The organism is Cohaesibacter sp. CAU 1516 (assembly GCF_005771485.1).
In the GTDB taxonomy this organism is placed as follows: domain Bacteria; phylum Pseudomonadota; class Alphaproteobacteria; order Rhizobiales; family Cohaesibacteraceae; genus Cohaesibacter; species Cohaesibacter intestini.
Genome location: NZ_VANT01000001.1, coordinates 1,294,197 through 1,312,085 on the forward strand (window position 1 = coordinate 1,294,197; position 17,889 = coordinate 1,312,085).

Annotated in this window: 18 protein-coding genes and 1 tRNA gene; 10 read left to right on the forward strand and 9 right to left on the reverse strand. The window is 53.8% G+C overall.

Features of this window, described 5'->3' with window-relative positions:
• Nucleotide 1: 1 nt before the first annotated feature.
• From FDK21_RS05895 to FDK21_RS05905, 3 genes are read right to left on the reverse strand one after another with little or no spacing between them, the layout of a single operon-like run.
• Nucleotides 2–796, reverse strand: a complete 795-nt coding sequence (locus tag FDK21_RS05895; RefSeq protein WP_138147781.1) for a CbbQ/NirQ/NorQ/GpvN family protein — start codon at nucleotides 794–796, stop codon at nucleotides 2–4.
• Between the two features lie 4 nt (nucleotides 797–800).
• Nucleotides 801–2,150 (reverse strand): cbb3-type cytochrome c oxidase subunit I, encoded by a 1,350-nt coding sequence (locus FDK21_RS05900; RefSeq protein ID WP_138147782.1) that lies wholly within the window; start codon nucleotides 2,148–2,150, stop codon nucleotides 801–803.
• Between the two features lie 11 nt (nucleotides 2,151–2,161).
• Nucleotides 2,162–2,614 carry a cytochrome c gene (locus FDK21_RS05905; RefSeq protein ID WP_138147783.1) on the reverse strand — a complete coding sequence of 151 codons (453 nt, stop codon included), beginning with the start codon at nucleotides 2,612–2,614 and terminating at the stop codon, nucleotides 2,162–2,164.
• Between the two features lie 124 nt (nucleotides 2,615–2,738).
• Here FDK21_RS05905 and FDK21_RS05910 point away from each other — a divergent pair, with 124 nt between their 5' ends.
• Complete coding sequence (locus FDK21_RS05910) at nucleotides 2,739–2,954, forward strand: DUF1858 domain-containing protein (protein ID WP_138147784.1); 216 nt, start codon at nucleotides 2,739–2,741, stop codon at nucleotides 2,952–2,954.
• Here FDK21_RS05910 and FDK21_RS05915 read toward each other — a convergent pair.
• Complete coding sequence (locus tag FDK21_RS05915) at nucleotides 2,938–3,657, reverse strand: Crp/Fnr family transcriptional regulator (RefSeq protein ID WP_246657491.1); 720 nt, start codon at nucleotides 3,655–3,657, stop codon at nucleotides 2,938–2,940. The two genes, FDK21_RS05910 and FDK21_RS05915, sit on opposite strands and share 17 nt — an antisense overlap.
• Nucleotides 3,658–3,812: 155 nt before the next feature.
• Here FDK21_RS05915 and FDK21_RS05920 point away from each other — a divergent pair, with 155 nt between their 5' ends.
• The 3 genes from FDK21_RS05920 to FDK21_RS05930 all read left to right on the forward strand — a co-directional run bounded on the left by FDK21_RS05920 (nucleotide 3,813) and on the right by FDK21_RS05930 (nucleotide 6,315).
• Nucleotides 3,813–4,244, forward strand: a complete 432-nt coding sequence (locus FDK21_RS05920) for a pseudoazurin (RefSeq protein ID WP_114008700.1) — start codon at nucleotides 3,813–3,815, stop codon at nucleotides 4,242–4,244.
• A 168-nt stretch (nucleotides 4,245–4,412) separates the two neighbouring features.
• Nucleotides 4,413–5,522, forward strand: coding sequence for a copper-containing nitrite reductase (nirK, locus tag FDK21_RS05925; RefSeq protein ID WP_246657512.1), 1,110 nt, complete (start codon nucleotides 4,413–4,415; stop codon nucleotides 5,520–5,522).
• Between the two features lie 130 nt (nucleotides 5,523–5,652).
• Complete coding sequence (locus FDK21_RS05930; protein ID WP_210238679.1) at nucleotides 5,653–6,315, forward strand: SUMF1/EgtB/PvdO family nonheme iron enzyme; 663 nt, start codon at nucleotides 5,653–5,655, stop codon at nucleotides 6,313–6,315.
• 192 nt (nucleotides 6,316–6,507) lie between these two features.
• Here the strand turns inward: FDK21_RS05930 and FDK21_RS05935 are convergent, their stop codons facing one another.
• From FDK21_RS05935 to FDK21_RS20765, 4 genes are all read right to left on the reverse strand, one after another.
• Entirely contained in the window at nucleotides 6,508–7,389 is an 882-nt protein-coding gene (locus FDK21_RS05935) for an ABC transporter substrate-binding protein (RefSeq protein ID WP_114009612.1), read from the reverse strand.
• Between the two features lie 118 nt (nucleotides 7,390–7,507).
• Complete coding sequence (locus FDK21_RS05940) at nucleotides 7,508–8,488, reverse strand: ribose ABC transporter permease (RefSeq protein ID WP_114008698.1); 981 nt, start codon at nucleotides 8,486–8,488, stop codon at nucleotides 7,508–7,510.
• A 29-nt stretch (nucleotides 8,489–8,517) separates the two neighbouring features.
• The gene (locus FDK21_RS05945; RefSeq protein WP_138147786.1) at nucleotides 8,518–10,056 is read right to left on the reverse strand and encodes a sugar ABC transporter ATP-binding protein; all 1,539 of its coding nucleotides are present in this window, start codon (nucleotides 10,054–10,056) and stop codon (nucleotides 8,518–8,520) included.
• A 388-nt stretch (nucleotides 10,057–10,444) separates the two neighbouring features.
• Complete coding sequence (locus tag FDK21_RS20765; protein ID WP_348639241.1) at nucleotides 10,445–10,648, reverse strand: helix-turn-helix domain-containing protein; 204 nt, start codon at nucleotides 10,646–10,648, stop codon at nucleotides 10,445–10,447.
• Between FDK21_RS20765 and FDK21_RS20895 the strand changes: the two genes are divergently transcribed.
• Nucleotides 10,551–10,790 carry a hypothetical protein gene (locus FDK21_RS20895; protein ID WP_171021882.1) on the forward strand — a complete coding sequence of 80 codons (240 nt, stop codon included), beginning with the start codon at nucleotides 10,551–10,553 and terminating at the stop codon, nucleotides 10,788–10,790. The genes FDK21_RS20765 and FDK21_RS20895 overlap by 98 nt on opposite strands.
• Nucleotides 10,791–10,911: 121 nt before the next feature.
• On the opposite strand, the gene FDK21_RS05955 is transcribed toward FDK21_RS20895, so the two are convergent.
• Nucleotides 10,912–11,001: transfer RNA gene (locus tag FDK21_RS05955), tRNA-Ser, on the reverse strand.
• A 361-nt stretch (nucleotides 11,002–11,362) separates the two neighbouring features.
• On the opposite strand from FDK21_RS05955, the gene FDK21_RS05960 reads away from it, so the two are divergent.
• From FDK21_RS05960 to metG, 5 genes are all read left to right on the forward strand, one after another.
• Nucleotides 11,363–12,655 carry a septal ring lytic transglycosylase RlpA family protein gene (locus FDK21_RS05960; protein ID WP_138147787.1) on the forward strand — a complete coding sequence of 431 codons (1,293 nt, stop codon included), beginning with the start codon at nucleotides 11,363–11,365 and terminating at the stop codon, nucleotides 12,653–12,655.
• Nucleotides 12,656–12,948: 293 nt separating this feature from the next.
• Nucleotides 12,949–14,118 carry a D-alanyl-D-alanine carboxypeptidase family protein gene (locus FDK21_RS05965; protein ID WP_171021957.1) on the forward strand — a complete coding sequence of 390 codons (1,170 nt, stop codon included), beginning with the start codon at nucleotides 12,949–12,951 and terminating at the stop codon, nucleotides 14,116–14,118.
• A gap of 187 nt (nucleotides 14,119–14,305) precedes the next feature.
• Nucleotides 14,306–14,986 carry a dTMP kinase gene (tmk, locus tag FDK21_RS05970; RefSeq protein WP_138147788.1) on the forward strand — a complete coding sequence of 227 codons (681 nt, stop codon included), beginning with the start codon at nucleotides 14,306–14,308 and terminating at the stop codon, nucleotides 14,984–14,986.
• Nucleotides 14,987–16,081 (forward strand): DNA polymerase III subunit delta', encoded by a 1,095-nt coding sequence (locus FDK21_RS05975; protein WP_138147789.1) that lies wholly within the window; start codon nucleotides 14,987–14,989, stop codon nucleotides 16,079–16,081. It abuts the gene before it with no gap.
• A 150-nt stretch (nucleotides 16,082–16,231) separates the two neighbouring features.
• Complete coding sequence (metG, locus tag FDK21_RS05980) at nucleotides 16,232–17,884, forward strand: methionine--tRNA ligase (RefSeq protein WP_138147790.1); 1,653 nt, start codon at nucleotides 16,232–16,234, stop codon at nucleotides 17,882–17,884.
• The last annotated feature ends 5 nt before the right edge of the window (nucleotides 17,885–17,889 follow it).

Here is a 17,889-nt window from a genome sequence, read left to right on the forward strand (position 1 = left end):
GTTACCCGTAGATCGTTGAAACCAGATCGTTCAGAGCAGTCTTCACATCTGGTTCGTCTGTCAAAGGTTCGATGATTGCGACGGTGATGGCCTGATCAATCCCCATACCGCCAGCTACCAGTTTGGCAGTGTAGATCAGGAGACGCGTGGAAACACCTTCCTCCAGATCCATACCCGAGAGAGCTCTGATGTGCCCTGCCAGGCGGACAAGAGGCGCAACGCGGCCAGGTTCCAGCCCGGATTCACTCGAGATGACGGCAATCTCACTTTCCGGATCGGGAAAGTCGAAGGACATCGACAAGAAGCGTTGTCTTGTAGAGGGCTTCAGGCGTTTGAGCACATTTTGGTAGCCGGGATTGTAGGAGGCGACCAGCATGAAGCCCGGAGGGGCTACGAGTTCTTCGGTGGTGCGGTCAATGACCAAGGTCCGCCGGGTGTCTGTCAGGGGATGCAACACCACGGTGACGTCTTTGCGGGCCTCGACGATTTCGTCGAGATAGCAGATCGCACCTTCTCGGACGGCGCGTGTCAAAGGCCCGTCAACCCACTGTGTCTGCCCGCCCTTGAGCAAGTAACGTCCGATCAGGTCTGCTGCAGACAGATCATCGTGACAAGCAACGGTATAGAGCTTTTTGCCCATGCGTGCTGCCATATGTTCGACAAACCGTGTCTTGCCGCAGCCGGTCGGCCCCTTCAAAAGAAGGGGCAGACCTTTGTCATATGCGGTTTCAAAGAGATCACACTCGTTACCGGTTGGAAAATAGTAAGGGATCTGGTTACGCATCTGCATATTCATCTCCTTATTCTCCTGGGGCCGGATTGGCTGATCCTGGCGCGATCACTTCACGTTTCTGGGCGACAACGATCGAATAGATGAAGGCGAGGGCCCCCAATACCACCGCTGCACCGGCTCCAAAGCGCATCAGATAGAAGACCGACAGGCTGTCTTGCACTTCCATGAAATAGTCGCCGATCACACGCTGCATGTGCGTCTGGATGGTTCCTGCAAAGGTCAGAACGAAGGTCATGAAGGCCATTCCACCGGTCATCAGCCAGAAGCTCGCCATGTTGATCACCTGATTATAAGGATCGCGGTTGCGCAGCATTGGCATTGCGTAAGTGAAGACCGCCAGATTGAGGGCAACATAGGCGCCAAAGAAGGCCAGATGCCCATGGGCTGCGGTGATTTGCGTGCCATGGCTGTAGAAGTTGACCCCATGCAGGGTGTGCAAGAAGCCCCAGACGCCAGCGCCAAAGAAGGCAACCGTGGAAGACCCCAGCGACCACAACAAAGCGGCCTTGTTGGGGTGGTTCTTGCGTCCCTTCCAGACCATGACGAAGGCGAAGGACATCATCAGGAAGAAGGGGATTACCTCGAATGTAGAGAAGATGGAGCCGATCCACTGCCAGTAACCCGGCAAACCAATCCAGTAGAAATGGTGTCCCGTCCCCAAAATGCCCGAGAAGAGGGCGGTGGCAACGATGACATAGAGCCACTTCTCGACCACTTCACGGTCAACACCGGTCAGTTTGAGCATCAAATAACCAAGGATCGCAGCCATCACCAGTTCCCAGGTTGCTTCCACCCACAGGTGAACAACGAACCACCAGTACATTTTATCAAGGCTAAGATTCTCTGGATTGATGAAGGCAAAAATCCACAACAGGGACAACAACCACAGACCCATCAGCAGCACGTTGGTGATTGCGGTTTTGCGCCCAGCCAGAACGGTCAGCGAAATGTTGACCAGGAAGATGACTGCAGCAACCAGAATTCCGAGTTTCACCCAGAGTGGCTGTTCGAGGAATTCACGTCCTTCATGAATGCCGACCAGATAGCCAGCCACGGCACCCAGCGTGCCCACCATCAATAGTGCAAGCTGGATGTAAGCCAGTTTGACCGAGAAAAGCTCTCGTTCTGCCTCTTCGGGGACGAGAAAATAGGCCGCTCCGAAAAAGCCCAGCAACAACCAGACGATCAACGCATTGGTGTGGATCATCCGGATGATGTTGAATGGTACAAGGTCGGATAGAAAGTTTGGCGAGACATAGATCCAGCCAGCCAGCAGTCCGCCAAGCACCTGCACGCCAAACAGTGCCATGGCACAGTAGAAATAGGCCTTGGCCACCTTTTGAGATTGATATTTCATGGTCCTCTCCCTTAGCCCGCGTCGTTCGGCGGCCAGCCTTGCGTGTCCGTATGATCAGCCCAACGCAGGAATTCTGCGAGCCCTCGGATCTCTTCGTCAGTCAGATGAAAGTTTGGCATTTGGCGTCTGCCTTCGACGCCCGAAGGCTGGGCTTCCATCCAGGTCTTGAGGGTTTCGAACGCCCCTTCGGGATCATCGGCAACACCCCAACGGGTCATGACGTTGCCAACTTCGGGGGCAAAATACGCGCCTTCACCGTGAAGTGTGTGGCAGTTGATACAGGAGTTTTTCTCCCAGACCCGTTTGCCCAACACCACTTCCTCGGTCAGTGGCAATTTGGATGTAGAATTGTTGAGTACATAATAATGGCTATGCACGGTGAGGGCGATAAAGACGGCAACGAAGAAAAGTGAGCCTCCGTAAAACACATTCCTTGCCCGCGATTTTGTCAGTATTTCTGCCATCGACGGCCTCCAAATCAATCGGGAATACCGCAATAGCTAGCGTGTTTCGTAAAGGCGAAGTTTGCGCTGGAACAACGTTTGAGGCGATCAACTCCCTAGAATGGCAGGAAGGAGATATTGACCGATGACCATTGCAAATCTGGAAAATCCTGACCTGACGCTCGATGAGGTTATGAAAACATGGCCTCAGACCGTAGGTGTGTTTCTGCACCATAAAATGCTGTGCGTGGGGTGTCTGGTGAACCCCTTTCACACAATAGCAGACGCCTGTGCCGAATATGATCTGGATGAAGAAAGCTTCCGGGTTGAACTTCGCGCAGCCATCAACGTTGCTGACTGAGCAACATCAAACCATGGGGGTCGGTCACGAGGATGCGTTTCCTGCGGCTTTTGATCAGCCCCTGTTTTTCCCAGCCGCTCAAGAGGCGTGAAACGGTGTGTAATGTCGTCGCTGTCATTTCGGACAGGTCTTGCCGTGTGATCGGAAAATCGACCTCGATTCCATCGTCCACTTTTCGGCCCGTCTGGCTAATTAGACGCATCAAGGCGTTTGCCACCCGTTGCTCGACTTGCTGAGTTGCCATCTCCACAAGACGCATGTTCATTTCACCGACCCGCTTGCCGACAATCTTGTAGGTCTCGGTTGAGAAGCCCTCATAATTCGTCACAAAGCGATCCCATAAGGAATTCGGCCAGCTTAGAATGATGGCCTCCGAAGCCGTCACCGCTGTGGCGGGGTAGGTGTCGCGCCCCAGGGCCTTGGCAATGCCGAACAATTGTCCCGATGGGATATGCAGAGCGATGACTTGTTCGCCGGTCTCTGTCACACGAATGACGCGGATATAGCCGTCCAGAAGCATGAAGAAGCGATCGGCGGCTCCGCCCTCCGAGAAAACGGCAACGCCTTCGCTATAGCGTCGCGAACTTGCCTGATCGAGAATCTCACGAATCTCGTTCAGCGCCAACTTTGAGAAGGGCGGGATATGCGTCAGAAGGCTTTCATCAAGCCTCGGCATTGTCTTTGGCGGTTTTTCTTCTCCCATAGCCGTTTTCTAGCGTTTCATGCGCACAACTTCCACCACTCATTTCGGTTGCTGCCCGGAAAACTATTGAGAAGGTTGTGCCAGAACAACGTTCTTTTGCTCGTGCGATGTAGCTTCGACAGCAACAGATCAATAACCAATGAGGATATCGACACATGCTTCGCACACTGATCACAACAGCAATCGCAACGGGTCTTATGGGAGGCGTTGCTCTCGCGGAGACTTTCGAAGTCAAAATGCTCAACAAGAGCGGCAAGGAACGCATGGTCTTTGAGCCCGAGTTCCTTCGCATCGCCAGCGGCGATACGGTTCGCTTCATTCCCACCGACAAGGGCCACAATGCTCAAACCGTCAAAGGGCGTATCCCGGAAGGGGCTGAGCCGTTCAAAGGCAAGATGAGCAAAGAAATCGAGGTTACCCTGACCACAGAAGGTTTCTATGCAATTGAATGTAAACCACATTTCGCCATGGGTATGGTGATGACCATCGCTGTGGGCGATGGTGCAGAGGCACCTGCTTCCTTCCTTGAAGGGCGCATTCCCAAAAAAGCCAAGGCACGCTTTGAAGAGCAACTCTCAAATCTCTAAGACACCCAACGCAGAATTCTACTGACATGCAAGAGACCGGAGGACGCAATGTTCAAGTCAGGAAAACAGAATAGCATCAATCTTAATCGCCGCGCCCTGTTGCGGGGTGGCCTCGTGGGGGGCGCTGCAGCTGTTGCCGTCGGAGCGGGAGCAGCCTCATCTCAGGCAATGCCTCATTTGCGTTCCGTAACACCTCGTAGCCCTTCCGCAAAGTTTGTAAGCGCTGAAGCAGAAGCGCAAACGAAGGCCAAAGCGAAACCGGTTGATCTTTCTGGCTATACACGCGTCAAGCAAGAGCTTGTCGATCCTCCTTTTGCTCCAAAGCATGATCAGGTCGCCAAGGGTGGTCCAAAGATTGTTGAAGTGGAACTGGTGACCGAAGAACGGTTGATCACGGTTGATGAGGACACCGGTGCCAGTATCTGGGCCTTGACCTATAACGGGTCTGTGCCCGGACCACTCATCATCGTGCATGAGGGTGACTATGTAGAGTTGACCCTGCGCAACCCGGAAAACAGCATCATGGAACACAATATCGATTTCCATGCATCGACGGGAGCGTTGGGTGGCGGTGGTTTAACCCATGTCTATCCGGGTGAAGAAGCTGTGTTGCGTTGGAAGGCGACCAAACCGGGTGTCTTCACCTATCACTGCGCCCCTGGTGGAGCGATGATTCCCTATCACGTTACGCACGGCATGAATGGTGCGGTTATGGTATTGCCGCGCGATGGGCTCAAGGATCGTGATGGCAACCCGCTGCGCTACGATAGCATCGCTTATATCGGTGAGCAGGACTTCTATCTGCCGCAAGACGAGAATGGAGACTACAAGACCTACGAAGCGGCCGGCGACGATTATGCCGACAGCATTGACGCGATGCGGACTCTTGTTCCGACCCATTCCGTCTTCAACGGATCGGTTGGTGCACTGACCGGAGATCACGCCTTGCGGGCAAAAGTGGGTGAAACTGTTCTGATGATCCACAATCAGGCCAACCGCGATTCACGCCCGCATCTCATTGGTGGGCATGGAGAATATGTCTGGGAGGCCGGTTCCTTCTCCGACGCGCCGCAGACCGGTCTTGAAAGCTGGTTTATTCGCGGTGGTAGTGCAGGTGCGGCCCTGTATACCTTCCAGCAGCCCGGTGTCTATGCCTATGTGAACCACAATCTCATTGAGGCTGCATTGCTTGGCGCCACAGCCCATTTCGTCGTCGATGGGGAGTGGGACAATGAACTGATGGAGCAGGTCGTTGCTCCAAGGGCAACCTCAGTCTGACTCCTAGGGGCCAAATAACGACAGGACTGCAGATATGACCAGCATCATCTCCCCCCCCCACTGCAGAATAGGGATAAAGCCCCTGACTATTCTTTGCCTGGTGATGCTGTGTCTCGCTGGAGCGGTATATATGCTATATCGCTCCGGCACCCTTCCCAATCGGGCCTATTTGCCGCAAATGGCCGAAACGTCCGTTCAACTGCCGGATGGGCGCGTTATTTTCGTCCAGAAATACGAAGTCTCCGTTGCCGAATGGAATGCATGTCATGCCGAGGGCGTCTGTTCTGAGAAACTTCGCCCACCAAAGGGACTGACCGCAGCGGATGCGCCGGCCACTGGATTGAACTATCTCGACATCAGTCAGTATGTTCGCTGGATCTCGGAACGCGCCAATCATCCCTTCCGGCTGCCTGCCACCAAGGAATGGGAGTTTATGGCCAAACCTGTCTTGCCCGAAAAGCCTGAGCCAATCTTTTCCGATCCTTCTCTACGTTGGGCGTCTGACTATCTGGTCAATGCACGCAAGTCCCGGCGTTTGGAGAAAAGAGGCAGCTTTTCTACCAATGCACAAGGGATTGCCGACTTGGATGGCAGCGTTTGGGAATGGACCGATGACTGCTATGTCGGTGAAAGTGGAACAGTTTCCAAACAGCGTTGCCCTGCATTTTACGTTGCCGGGGAGCATATGGCCGTTATTCCGTTTCTGGTCAGAGACCCGGCGCGTGGCGGCTGCGCGGTTGGTACCCCGCCGCCGCATTTGGGCTTCAGGCTGGTAACCGACAAAAAGATCTAACCCTTTTTTGGGAACAGTAAAAATCAAGCGTGAACAAGGGAACTTTTGCCTGCCTTGTCTCGCTCTTTCGATCTTCAAAGGGATATGGCGGGGAGGGTGGTTTTGATGGGTGCTCTCGCAGCACAAACAAACAGAGCCGGAACCACCTGCGATGGTTCCGGCCCTTTGTCTTAACGTTCGCTCATCTCGCAATCAGCGAGGAGAGGTCCAGCCTTTATAGTCTTTCAGATTGTCTGCCGTGATCAGGACAGGGTCGATCAAGACGGTGTCTTTTTCAGGCTTCTTGCCATTGAAGAAATCATAGCCCATTTTTAGTGCTTCACCAGCCATGACATAGGGATCCTGCGAAGCGGATGCCTTGATCAGGGAATCTGGATCGGCCAGCGCTTTTTCAGTGTCAGGCGCCCCATCAACACCAGTGATGATGATGTCGGTCCGTTTCAGCTGCTTGGCGGCGAGTTGCGCACCAAGAGCCATTGGATCATTTGCACCAAAGACAGCATCAAGATCGGAGAAGCGGGTCAAAAGACCTTGCATCACATTCATGCCGCCTTCGCGCGCGGCCAGACCATTCTGGTCGTTGGAGACAACCTTGATATCTGAATTCTTCTCAAATACACCCATGCAGCCGTTGAAGCGGTCGTTGAGCGAGGAGGACGACGGGCCTTTGATGATGGCTACATTGCCTTTGCCATCAAGCGCATCGACAATATATTGGCAGGCTTTGCGGCCAGCTGCCACATTGTCGGTCATCACGGTGACATCTGCGCCAGGTGCGGACACGTCAAAAGCAGCAATCGTCACACCAGCCTTTTTGGCGCGGTTCACAGCCGGTGCGATCGCAGTATCATCCACTGCATTGAGCATGATGATGTCCACGCCTTTGGCGATGAAACTATCGATCTGGCTGACCTGTTTGTTCAGGTCATAGTCCGCAGAAACGGATGTGATTTCAACATCTGGGTTGATTTCACGTGCACGGTCCTCGATGCCTTTGATGGTGGCAACGAAGAATGGATTGCCGAGCAGCCCGACAGAAATCCCGATGCTTTTGAGTTCCTTATCGGCGGCCATTGCGCCCGATGCCAACACGGACAAAGCGGTTGCTGCGCCCAGTACGAGTTTAAGTGCTTTTCCCATTTTAAATCCTCCCTTGGAAAATGGATAACAAGTTTGAAGATGGGCTTGTCGATCAGGCGGTCGTGCTTTTCCCGCGGAAACGATCCAGCGTGACCGCCGCGATGATGACGAGACCCTTGATGATGAACTGCCAGATGTCCGAGGTACCAGTGAGGATCAGGCCGTTCGAAAGGACAGCTATGATCAACGCGCCGATCAAAGTGCCCGTAATGGAGCCGACGCCACCAACAAAACTGGTGCCGCCAAGAATAACCGCCGCGATGGCGTCAAGTTCATAGGCCTGACCGAGTTGCAGGCCGTTGGCCGCATAGAGGCGTGCGGCTGACATCACCCCCCCAAGGCCCGACATCATGCCAGACATGGCATAAACGAACAGCAGCACCAGCGGCACCTTGATACCGGTCAGTCTCGCCGCTTCCTCATTGCCACCGACGGCATAAATCCAGGTGCCCAGAATGGTGCGCCGCAGGATGAACCAGGACAAGATGATCACGGAAATGGCAATGATCGCCAGGATTGGCACACCAAGAATGGTGCCGTCCCCGATCACGGCAAAGGGCAGATCCGCATTGAACACCGTGGTGTCGCCACCCAGAAGCCGGGCAATCCCGCGCACCGCCGTCAGTGACCCCAATGTCACGATAAAGGGCGGTAATTTCAGAACGGCCACGAAGGCGCCATTGACAAGACCAAACACAAGCCCCAGAGCAATCCCGGCTGGAACGCCGATCCATCCCAGCCCCGGAATGAGTGACATAATCACGGCGGCCATGGCCGATGCTGCCAAAATGGAGCCCACCGACAAATCGATGCCGCCGGTCAAGATGACAAAGGTCATGCCTGCGGCCAAAACGATGTTGATGGACGCCTGCTGCAAGACAATGGACAGATTGCCAGCCGCCAGAAACTTGCCTGTCAGGGCGTGAAAGGCGAGCGCCAACAGGATCAAGACAGGCAACATGCCCAAAGCCCGAATGATGCCTTTGAATTGAGCGGATGAATTCTTGGAATTTGAGGTCGGAGCAGAGCTCATCTTGAACGATCCTTTTGGCGCATTGCTAATTATTGTGCGGGGTGACTTCCAGCGATCGTACCCGTTGAAAGCCTCATAATCGCTTCTTGTTGAATGGGTTGGGCTTGGCTGGCTTTGACCTCGCCTGCAATTTCGCCTTCCCGCAGCACGAGGACGCGGTCAGCCACGCCAACAATTTCCGGTAGCTCACTGGAAATCATGACGATTGCCATCCCTTGCCGAGCCAACTCATCGATCAGGCGATAAATTTCCGACTTGGCCCCGACATCGACACCACGTGTGGGTTCATCCAGCAGAATGACCTTGGGCTTTGCTTCGAGAAGGCGGGCAAGAAGCACCTTTTGTTGGTTTCCGCCCGACAGAGACCCGACCACAACCGACGCGGACGGCGCTTTGATGGACAAGTCCTCAAATGCCTTGCCGGACCTTTGAGTTGCTTTGGCGAAGTTTTTGAGAACCGCCATTGTCGCATCTTCACTCATCACACACATGTTGATGTTGTCTGAGATCGACATCTCAAGAAACAACCCCAACTGCTTGCGGTCTTCGGTCAGATAAGCGATGCCTTTGGACAGGGCATCACCGGGGCTTTGTGGGTCAACCTGCGCGCCATCAAGAAAAATCTGGCCCGTTTCTTTGCGGTCCGCTCCATAAATCAAACGAGCGAGTTCTGTCCGGCCAGAGCCGACCAGCCCCGAGATGCCGAGCACCTCACCACGATGGACCTCAAATGAGCAATTGCGCACCTTGCGGTTGTCACCCAACCTTTTAACGCGCATGACAATGTCCGACAGATCCTCGGCTCGGTGTTCCTTTTTGTAGAATGAAGACAGCTCCCGTCCAACCATCATCGAGATCAGGCGTTCAGCGCTCAGTTCCTGACGATCCAGCGTGCCGATATATTTGCCATCGCGCAGCACCGAGCAGCGATCGGCGAGCTTGTACACTTCTTCCATACGGTGGCTGATATAGATGATCGCGATGTTATCTTGTTTGAGGGCTTCGATGACATCAAACAGGCGCTCGGTTTCCCGGCTGGAGAGGGCGGTTGTCGGCTCGTCCATGACAATGATGCGCGCATCTGCCGACAGGGCGCGTGCGATTTCTACCAATTGCCGCTCGCCAAGAGAAAGATCCCTGACTTTCGTGGAAGGGAGGAACGAAACGCCCAGACGGTTCAATATAGGCTGGGTTTCGTTGCGCATGGCCGCATGATTGACGAGCCCGAAACGAGCGCGTTCGTTGCCAAGGAAAATATTTTCAGCGACAGTGAGATTGGGTGCGAGAGACAATTCCTGATAAATGACAGCAATGCCATATGCCTTTGCAATCTTTGGATTGCCAGTCGGCATGGCATTTCCTGAGATTAGGACTTCTCCACCTTTGTCGGACTTGTAAGCGCCCGACAGGATTTTCATAAGCGTCGATTTGCCAGCTCCGTTCTCACCCATCAAAGCGTGAACTTCACCGCCATAGGCCGTCAGAGATACATCGGATAAAGCGCGAATAGCCCCGAAGGTTTTGGAAATATCGCGCATTTCCAGCGCTGGATTGGAATCCCTCGCCATACCTGCCGCCCCCCTCAAATTGGCTTAACGCACTCGCGCAGAATGACTTTTTCCTCCCTTGGCTCCGTGGGAACCAAGCGCGTTGAATTGTGTTATAGCTCTCCCGCAACCGCAACCACGGCGAGTAGAAAATAACACGATAGTCTATGAAAACGACAGGTTACTCTATGTGGTTTGGGTGAATGATTTTCTTCGCAAATATGCATAAAGCACCATCAGGTCCAATATCCGGCTCAGCTGCAATCCTAAATAAGTACGTGGAATATAGGTACATTTAAAATAGAGAGATTCGATTGTTGCCGATGATCAGAATCATCGTTTCAGCGCATCAAAAGGCAGAATGGCCTTATCAGTCGTGGGCGGTTTCAACCGTGTTTGGCTTTTATTTTCACGGGTAACGACTTCTGAAGACGCGCGCGGCTTCACCATAGCAGCGGCGGAAAGATCGACTAAAATGGGCTGCATCATTAAAGCCCCAGCGGAAGGCGATTTCGGTGATGGTTTTGCTTGCCGCCGCGCTGGCCGGAACAGGGGCTGCAGGCGCAATGGACCAGCTGGATGTCATCAAGGGATGCTGCATCATAGGAGGCATGGAACGGATCGGACGGAATGTCATGCAGCGCCCAAGCGAGATGGGAGACGCTCAAGGCTTCCTGCCAGGCACCACATCGCGCTGTGGAAGCCAATTGACGGCGGCGTGGGATTGCTCCCTGCGCCGCCTTATTCGTGGCTAGACTCGGGACCAGCGCGCCGCCTCATACAAAATTGCACGCTACAACAGTCTGATGGAACAGCGGGAAGTCAAACCCTCAAGATATCAATAAGTTGTTGAGATCATTTGCCAATGCAAGGGGATGGCGGAGAGGGTGGGATTCGAACCCACGGTACGCTTGCACGCACGCCGGTTTTCAAGACCGGAGCATTCGACCACTCTGCCACCTCTCCACAGTGTGTGGCTGATCGCCCTTTTGCCGCTATTTGCTGGCAAATGCAAGCGTTCGCTACAAAAAGGGCGTTGACTGTTGAAAAACGCTGAAAGGGCGATCTCTGAGAGCCAACGTCAAGGGGGATTGGGCTTGCCTCATAGTTAAAGAGCCAACGTATATGGCTTTGGAATTTTTAATCAAGTCTTTACCATGTGGAGCGGAAGGCGTGGTTTTTGCTGGAATTTTGACCCAGATTCAGGAATAACAGTCTTTTGCAAGCTAAACTGGATCCTGTATGTGGTCTCGGCCTTGTTAACCTTGATTATTCACGTTACCGCCGGGACGGGTGCGTCGGCTTTCGAGTTGTGAGTTTTGTCGACATGAACACGTCAATCAAATGGATTTCCGCCATGGGGGCTCGCCCTTCGTCTGGTCTTGTGTCGGGCCAGAAATCAGCTTTTACGTTTTGTGCCATTGCGGCTGCATCCATGCTGCTGGCAGCATGTTCGTCTGGTCCGGGCTCACCGAGCAAGGGCAAGTATGACCCGAAATATGGGGTATCTGCGAGTGCGCGCGTGGCCAACGAGCGGTCAGATTTCCGAAAAGGTGGTGGGCATTACAAGGTTGGCAGACCATACAAAGTTGCTGGCCGGACTTATGTGCCAAAACACCAGCCCAACTATAACAAAACGGGCAGGGCGTCTTGGTATGGCGATGATTTTCACGGCCGTCTGACTGCCAATGGCGAAATTTTCGACATGCATGATTTGACGGCAGCCCACCCGACACTGCCACTGCCTTCTTATGCGAGAGTGACCAACCTGAAAAATGGTCGCTCGGTGATTGTCAGGATCAACGATCGCGGCCCTTATGCGCACAATCGGATTATCGATTTGTCAAAACGCGTGGCAGAAGTGCTTGATTTCAAACGAGACGGGATTGCCAACGTTCGGGTGAAATATGTCGGCAAGGCGCGGATGGACGGCAAGGATCGTACGTATCTCGAGGCGTCCTATCGTGGGCCGGGCCAGCGGATTGGTGACGATCGGAAGTCTTTACCAGGCAATGGCAGCGACCGCGATGCGCCTCAGCGGATCATGGTTGCCTCTGCCAAGCCGCAACAGAAAACGAAAAAACGGGGCAATTATCTTCTTGCCCACTTGCCGCCGCTCGGTTCGAAGGCGTCTGCACCAAGTCCGGTCGAGTTGTCCGCGCCGGCGCCAGCCGGTTCTTGGGCACCGATTGATCTGGTGGGCGATGGAGCGGTGTTGCCATCCAAAGGCGATTTGCCGCCTTTGGTCGAGTTGGCTCCGATCCAGCTGAATTACGCTGCGATTGAAACCCGGATTGCGGCAGGTCACGCTGCGATCGATGCGATCGTGTCGCAGCCGAACCAAAGGGAGATGTCCGAAATTTTATCCCGCGAGGCCGCTGGTTATGTGAAACATCATAATGGCTCTCATGCCGTTTCGCTGAGCGAGCCGATCAAGCTGGGTGTGTTCAAGCCTGCCTATGCCAAACGTTTGGCAGAAGAGTTTGCCCAATTGAGTGCGGTCGACATGGTTGCTCTGGTCGATGGGCGTGTGTTGCTGCGTCTGACTGCGCTCAAATCAGGTGTCGGCGTGGGGGATATTGACCTGCTGCGGCAATCTTTCGGGCTGCCACGAGGCTAGGGGTCTGGATAACCTTTCCTTGGGTTGGAAATTCTGACGCATATTCAAGCAGTTTTGAAGGGAGAGGCCAGTCCTCTCCTTTTTCTTTTTGGGTTTGCGTTGTACTATCGCCAGAGATTCAGGCCATGCAGGTCTAATGCTGATGATTGATGTTGTGCCGAACAGATCGTGGCTCAGTGTTTACTGCCTGCATGCATAAGAAAGCCATTGAAGAACCAAGTGGGTTTCATTGATTGTTGGGATTGGCGAGGCGAGGGACTCTCCCCCAACTGAGAAGACTTTACGAGGTAAGAATGCTAAATTTGTTTTGCAAGCGTAATAATTTTTTCGCTCTTCTGACAGCCGGTCTGATTGTCTTGCCGGGCCTGTCTGCCGAGGCTCAAGTGTTTCAGACCAAGGCTGAACAGGCCTACATGATTGATGCCAATTCTGGATCAGTGCTTTTGAGCAAAAACGAAAATGAGCAAATTCCTCCTGCGTCTTTGGCGAAATTGATGACGTTGGAAGTCGTCTTCAATGCTTTGAAGACCGGCTCTTTGTCTATGGAAGACGAGTTTCTGATCTCAGAATTTGCATGGCGAGAGGGCGGCGCCAATTCGGGCGGCTCGACCATGTTTGCAAAGCTTGGGTCCAGTGTCCCGCTAGAGGCCCTTATTCAGGGCATCACTGTGCAATCGGGCAACGATGCCTGTATTGCTGTTGCCGAAGGCATGGCGGGCAATGAGGCGAGTTTTGCGCAACTGATGAACAACCGCGCCGAGGATATCGGTCTGACCGGCTCCAATTTTGTCAATTCCACCGGTTTGCCAGCAGAGGGACAGCATGTGACCGCCAAGGATCTGTCGATCCTCGCGCGGCACATCATCGAAACCTACCCGGAATATTATCACTTTTTCTCCATTCCCGAGTTCACCTGGAACAACATCACCCAGCGCAATCGCAATCCCACCCTTGGGTTTACGCAAGGAGCCGACGGGATGAAAACCGGTTACACCGAAAAATCCGGCTATGGTCTCGTTTCGTCCGCCAAGCAGGGGGATCAGCGTCTGATTGCCGTGCTCAGTGGCATGAAAAGCAAGAAAGAGCGTCGTGAAGAAGCCCGCAAACTGATGGGTTGGGGCTTTCGGGCCTTTACCTCCAAACGCATTTATGATGCCGATGAGGAAATCGCGACTGCCAATGTGCATGGTGGGGATCAATCCAGCGTAATGCTGGTCAGTGAACGCCCTGTCAGCGTTTTCATGGCTCGGTCGCAGGAAGGCCGGCTGAAGGCTCGCATCTACTATCAAGGACCGCTGAAAGCGCCGCTAGAGGAGGGAGCCAAGGTGGCAACCCTCAAGGTCTGGTCAGATGACACAGTCATTTTGGAGACCCCGCTGGTTACCGGTCATTCGGTAGGCAAGGGAACACTGAGCCAGCGCGCCATGGATGGTCTTCAAGAACTGTTGCTTGGATGGCTGTGATTCAGCTATCGCGCGTTTGACACATAGGGGATTCTTTAAGGGTCACACAAAGGCGTGTATGCAAGAGGCTTTTTTATGAAAAGCCTCTTGTTTGTCGGAGCGTCTGCCTGACTAATCGGCTTGTAGAGATTCGCGCAGGGTGTCGGCGCCGGTGCGTGGTGCCACTGAAACAACAATCGAGATATTTATGCGAAAAGGCAAATTCATAACCTTTGAAGGGGGCGAAGGGGTCGGAAAAACCACCCAGATACGCTTGCTTGAAGAGCGTTTGTCCAAGCAGAATATCGATTGTATCAAAAGCCGTGAACCTGGCGGCTCACCGCGCGCGGAAGCCTTGCGGCATGTTTTGCTGTCAGGCATCGCCGATCAGATGGGGTTGGGGGAAAGCGGTGAGGCGATCCTCTTTGCCGCGGCCCGTGCTGATCATGTGGACAGCAAGATCAAGCCTGCGCTTGAACAGGGACAGTGGGTTCTGTGCGATCGGTTTATGGATTCCACCAGAGTCTATCAAGGGGAAAGCGGTGGTGTGGCCCCTGAATTGGTTGATCAGCTGGAGCGTCTTGCCATTGATGGCATGCGGCCGGATCTGACACTTATTCTGGACTTGCGCGCTGAAGTGGGCATGAGCCGAGCGCATGCAAGACGGTCCGCTGACGAGATTGCCGACCGGTTCGAACGCGAAGATCTTGTCATTCACGAAGCCCGACGCAATGCCTTTTTGCAACTTGCCTATAGTGATCCCAAGCGCTGCAAGGTGATTGATGCGTCGCAGAGCGTGGATGAAATTGCTGCAGATATTTGGCAAGTCGTGGAAGCCAAGCTCCTGTCGGATCAGGACGACAACAAGCGTGAAAGCGTAGAGGCTTAGATGGCGGATATGGATCTGGATTTTCCGATTTTTGATAGTCTGGAAGGATTGGCAGCTCCGCACCAGCAAGAGCAGTTTTTCGGTCACAGCAAGGCGGAAGAGACCTTTTTGTCCGCTTGGCAGTCGGGCAAGATGCATCATGCATGGTTGTTGACTGGACCGAAAGGGATTGGCAAGGCAACCTTTGCCTATCGGGCAGCGCGGTTCATTTTCAATGAAGGGTTGGGGTCGTCAGGGATGTCTGCAGGGGATTCCCTGCTTGGTGATCGTTTCGGACCTAGCAGTCTTGATGTCAGTCCCGACAGCCACGCGGCCAAACTGGTTGCCAATTATGCTCATCCAAATCTGCTTGCGATTGATCGTCCTTATGATCAAAAAACCAAGAAATTCCGCACCGAAATTACGGTTGATGAAGTGCGCAAAACCGTGCGCTTCTTTGGCTCTACGGCGGGTGAAAATAGCTGGCGTGTTTGTATCGTCGATCCCGCTGACGATTTGAATGGCAATGCGGCGAATGCCTTGTTGAAGATACTCGAAGAACCACCCAAGCATGCTATTTTCTTTTTGGTCTCCCACGCGCCCGGGCGCCTGTTGCCGACCATCCGGTCGCGTTGTCGTCGCCTGTCTTTCGCTCCGCTCGAAAATCCGGTTTTGTCGGAAGCCCTGATGGGGCTGGACATAGCATCCGGTGATCAGGTGGCAGATCTCAGCATTCTGTGTGACGGGTCAATCCGCAAGGCTGCCGAACTGCAAAGCGATGAAGGTCTGGTGCTGGTCCACGCTTTCGAGCGGTTGTTGCAGCCCCCTTACAATCCTGATTATGAAAGCCTGAGTGCTTTTGCGGAAATGGTTGATCAGCGCGGCAAGGATCAACGGTTCGATGGGTTTGCTGATCTTGTTCACCGCCACCTTTCCAATCAGCTGCATAAAGGCGGCGGGAAGGGGGATGTGAGCGGGGCCGACCTCTACCCTTTGGCCGAGGCCTGGGAGAAAGCAGGTTCTATCTTGCGCGAAACCCGCATTTTCAATCTCGACAAGAAGCAAGCCGTCATCGCCGTGATGCGGATGGTGGCAAAAGCCTCCAAAGGCCTCTGAGTTTCTCCCATCACTGTCAGCTATTACCAGATTGTGTACCTGACGAATGGGGGCAAATTGACCATAAACGGGCAAGCATCAATGAAAAGCCTTGACGCAACCGGCCCCTTCGCCCAAAACCTCAGGTGACCATTTCCAGCCCGACCCCTCATGGTCGCCCGATTTGTTGCGGCGACATCAAGGTCGCTATCATCTGGAAATCCCGCATCGAGACAACAACCTTTTGAAAAGACGACATCCGGCATGACTGACAAGCAACCGTTTTTCATTTCCACCGCCATTTCCTATCCCAACGGAGCGCCTCATATCGGGCACGCCTACGAGATGATGGCAACGGATGCCATGGCACGCTTCAAGCGGCTGGATGGTTACAATGTCTTCTTTGTGACCGGCACAGACGAGCATGGCCAGAAGATGCAACAGACGGCGGAGAAGCAGGGACTGACCGCCGCTCAGTTGGCGGACCGCAATGCGCCTGTGTTTGAAGAAATGGCCAAGGCCCTTGGCTGTTCCAATGATGATTTCATTCGCACCTCGCAGCCGCGCCATTATGAGGCGTCAAAGGCCATCTGGAAGGCAATGGAAGAGGCTGGCGACATTTATCTCGACAGCTATGCCGGTTGGTATTCCGTACGCGATGAAGCCTTCTATGCTGAAAGCGAAACCGAACTGCGCGAAGATGGCGTGCGTTATGGCCCACAGGGTTCGCCAGTGGAATGGACCGAAGAGGAAAGCTACTTCTTCCGTCTGTCCAACTATCAGGACAAGCTGATGGAGCTGTATGAAAGCCAACCGGATTTCATGGGCCCGTCCGAGCGCCGCAACGAGGTGATGAGCTTTGTGAAGGGCGGTCTGCGCGATCTGTCAATCTCGCGCACCACCTTTGACTGGGGTATTCCGGTGCCGGGCACAGACAATCACGTCATGTATGTCTGGGTTGATGCGCTGACCAACTATATCACTGCGCTTGGTTATCCGAACATGGACAGTGAGAAGTTCCAGAACTATTGGTCCAATGCCACTCACATCATCGGCAAGGACATCATTCGCTTTCATGCGGTTTACTGGCCTGCTTTCCTGATGTCCGCAGGCATTCCACTGCCCAAGCGTGTCTATGCCCATGGCTTCCTGTTCAACCGCGGCGAGAAAATGTCCAAGTCGGTTGGCAATGTGATCGATCCCTTTGGCTTGATTGAAGAATATGGTCTTGATCAGACCCGTTTCTTCTTCATGCGCGAAGTGCCGTTCGGTCAGGATGGCAATTACAGCCACGAGGCCATCGTTAACCGGACCAATGCCGATCTTGCCAACGATCTGGGCAATCTGGCTAGCCGTTCTTTGTCGATGATCGCCAAGAACTGCGACAAGGCTCTGCCTGCACCGGGGGACTATAGCGCTGAAGACAAAGCGATGTTGGTCCAGGCCGATGGGATGCTGGAAAAATGTCAGGCCTTCATGGACAAGCAGCTGATCCATAAGGCGCTTGAAACCGTCTGGGATGTGGTTGGCGAAGCCAACCGCTATTTCGCTTCACAAGAGCCTTGGGCCTTGCGCAAAAGTGATCCGGAACGGATGAAGACGGTTCTTTATGTCACGGCGGAAGTGATCCGTCAGGTTGGTATTCTGGCTCAGCCTTTCATTCCGACCTCTGCGGCCAAGTTGTTGGATCTATTTGCACTGGCTGATGAGGAGCGCAGCTTTGCCTCGCTAGGTGCCGAGCATCGCCTGAAAGCTGGCACGCCAATTGACAAGCCAAGCCCGGTCTTCCCGCGCTATGTTGAGAAGACCGAAGAAGAGGAATAAATCGA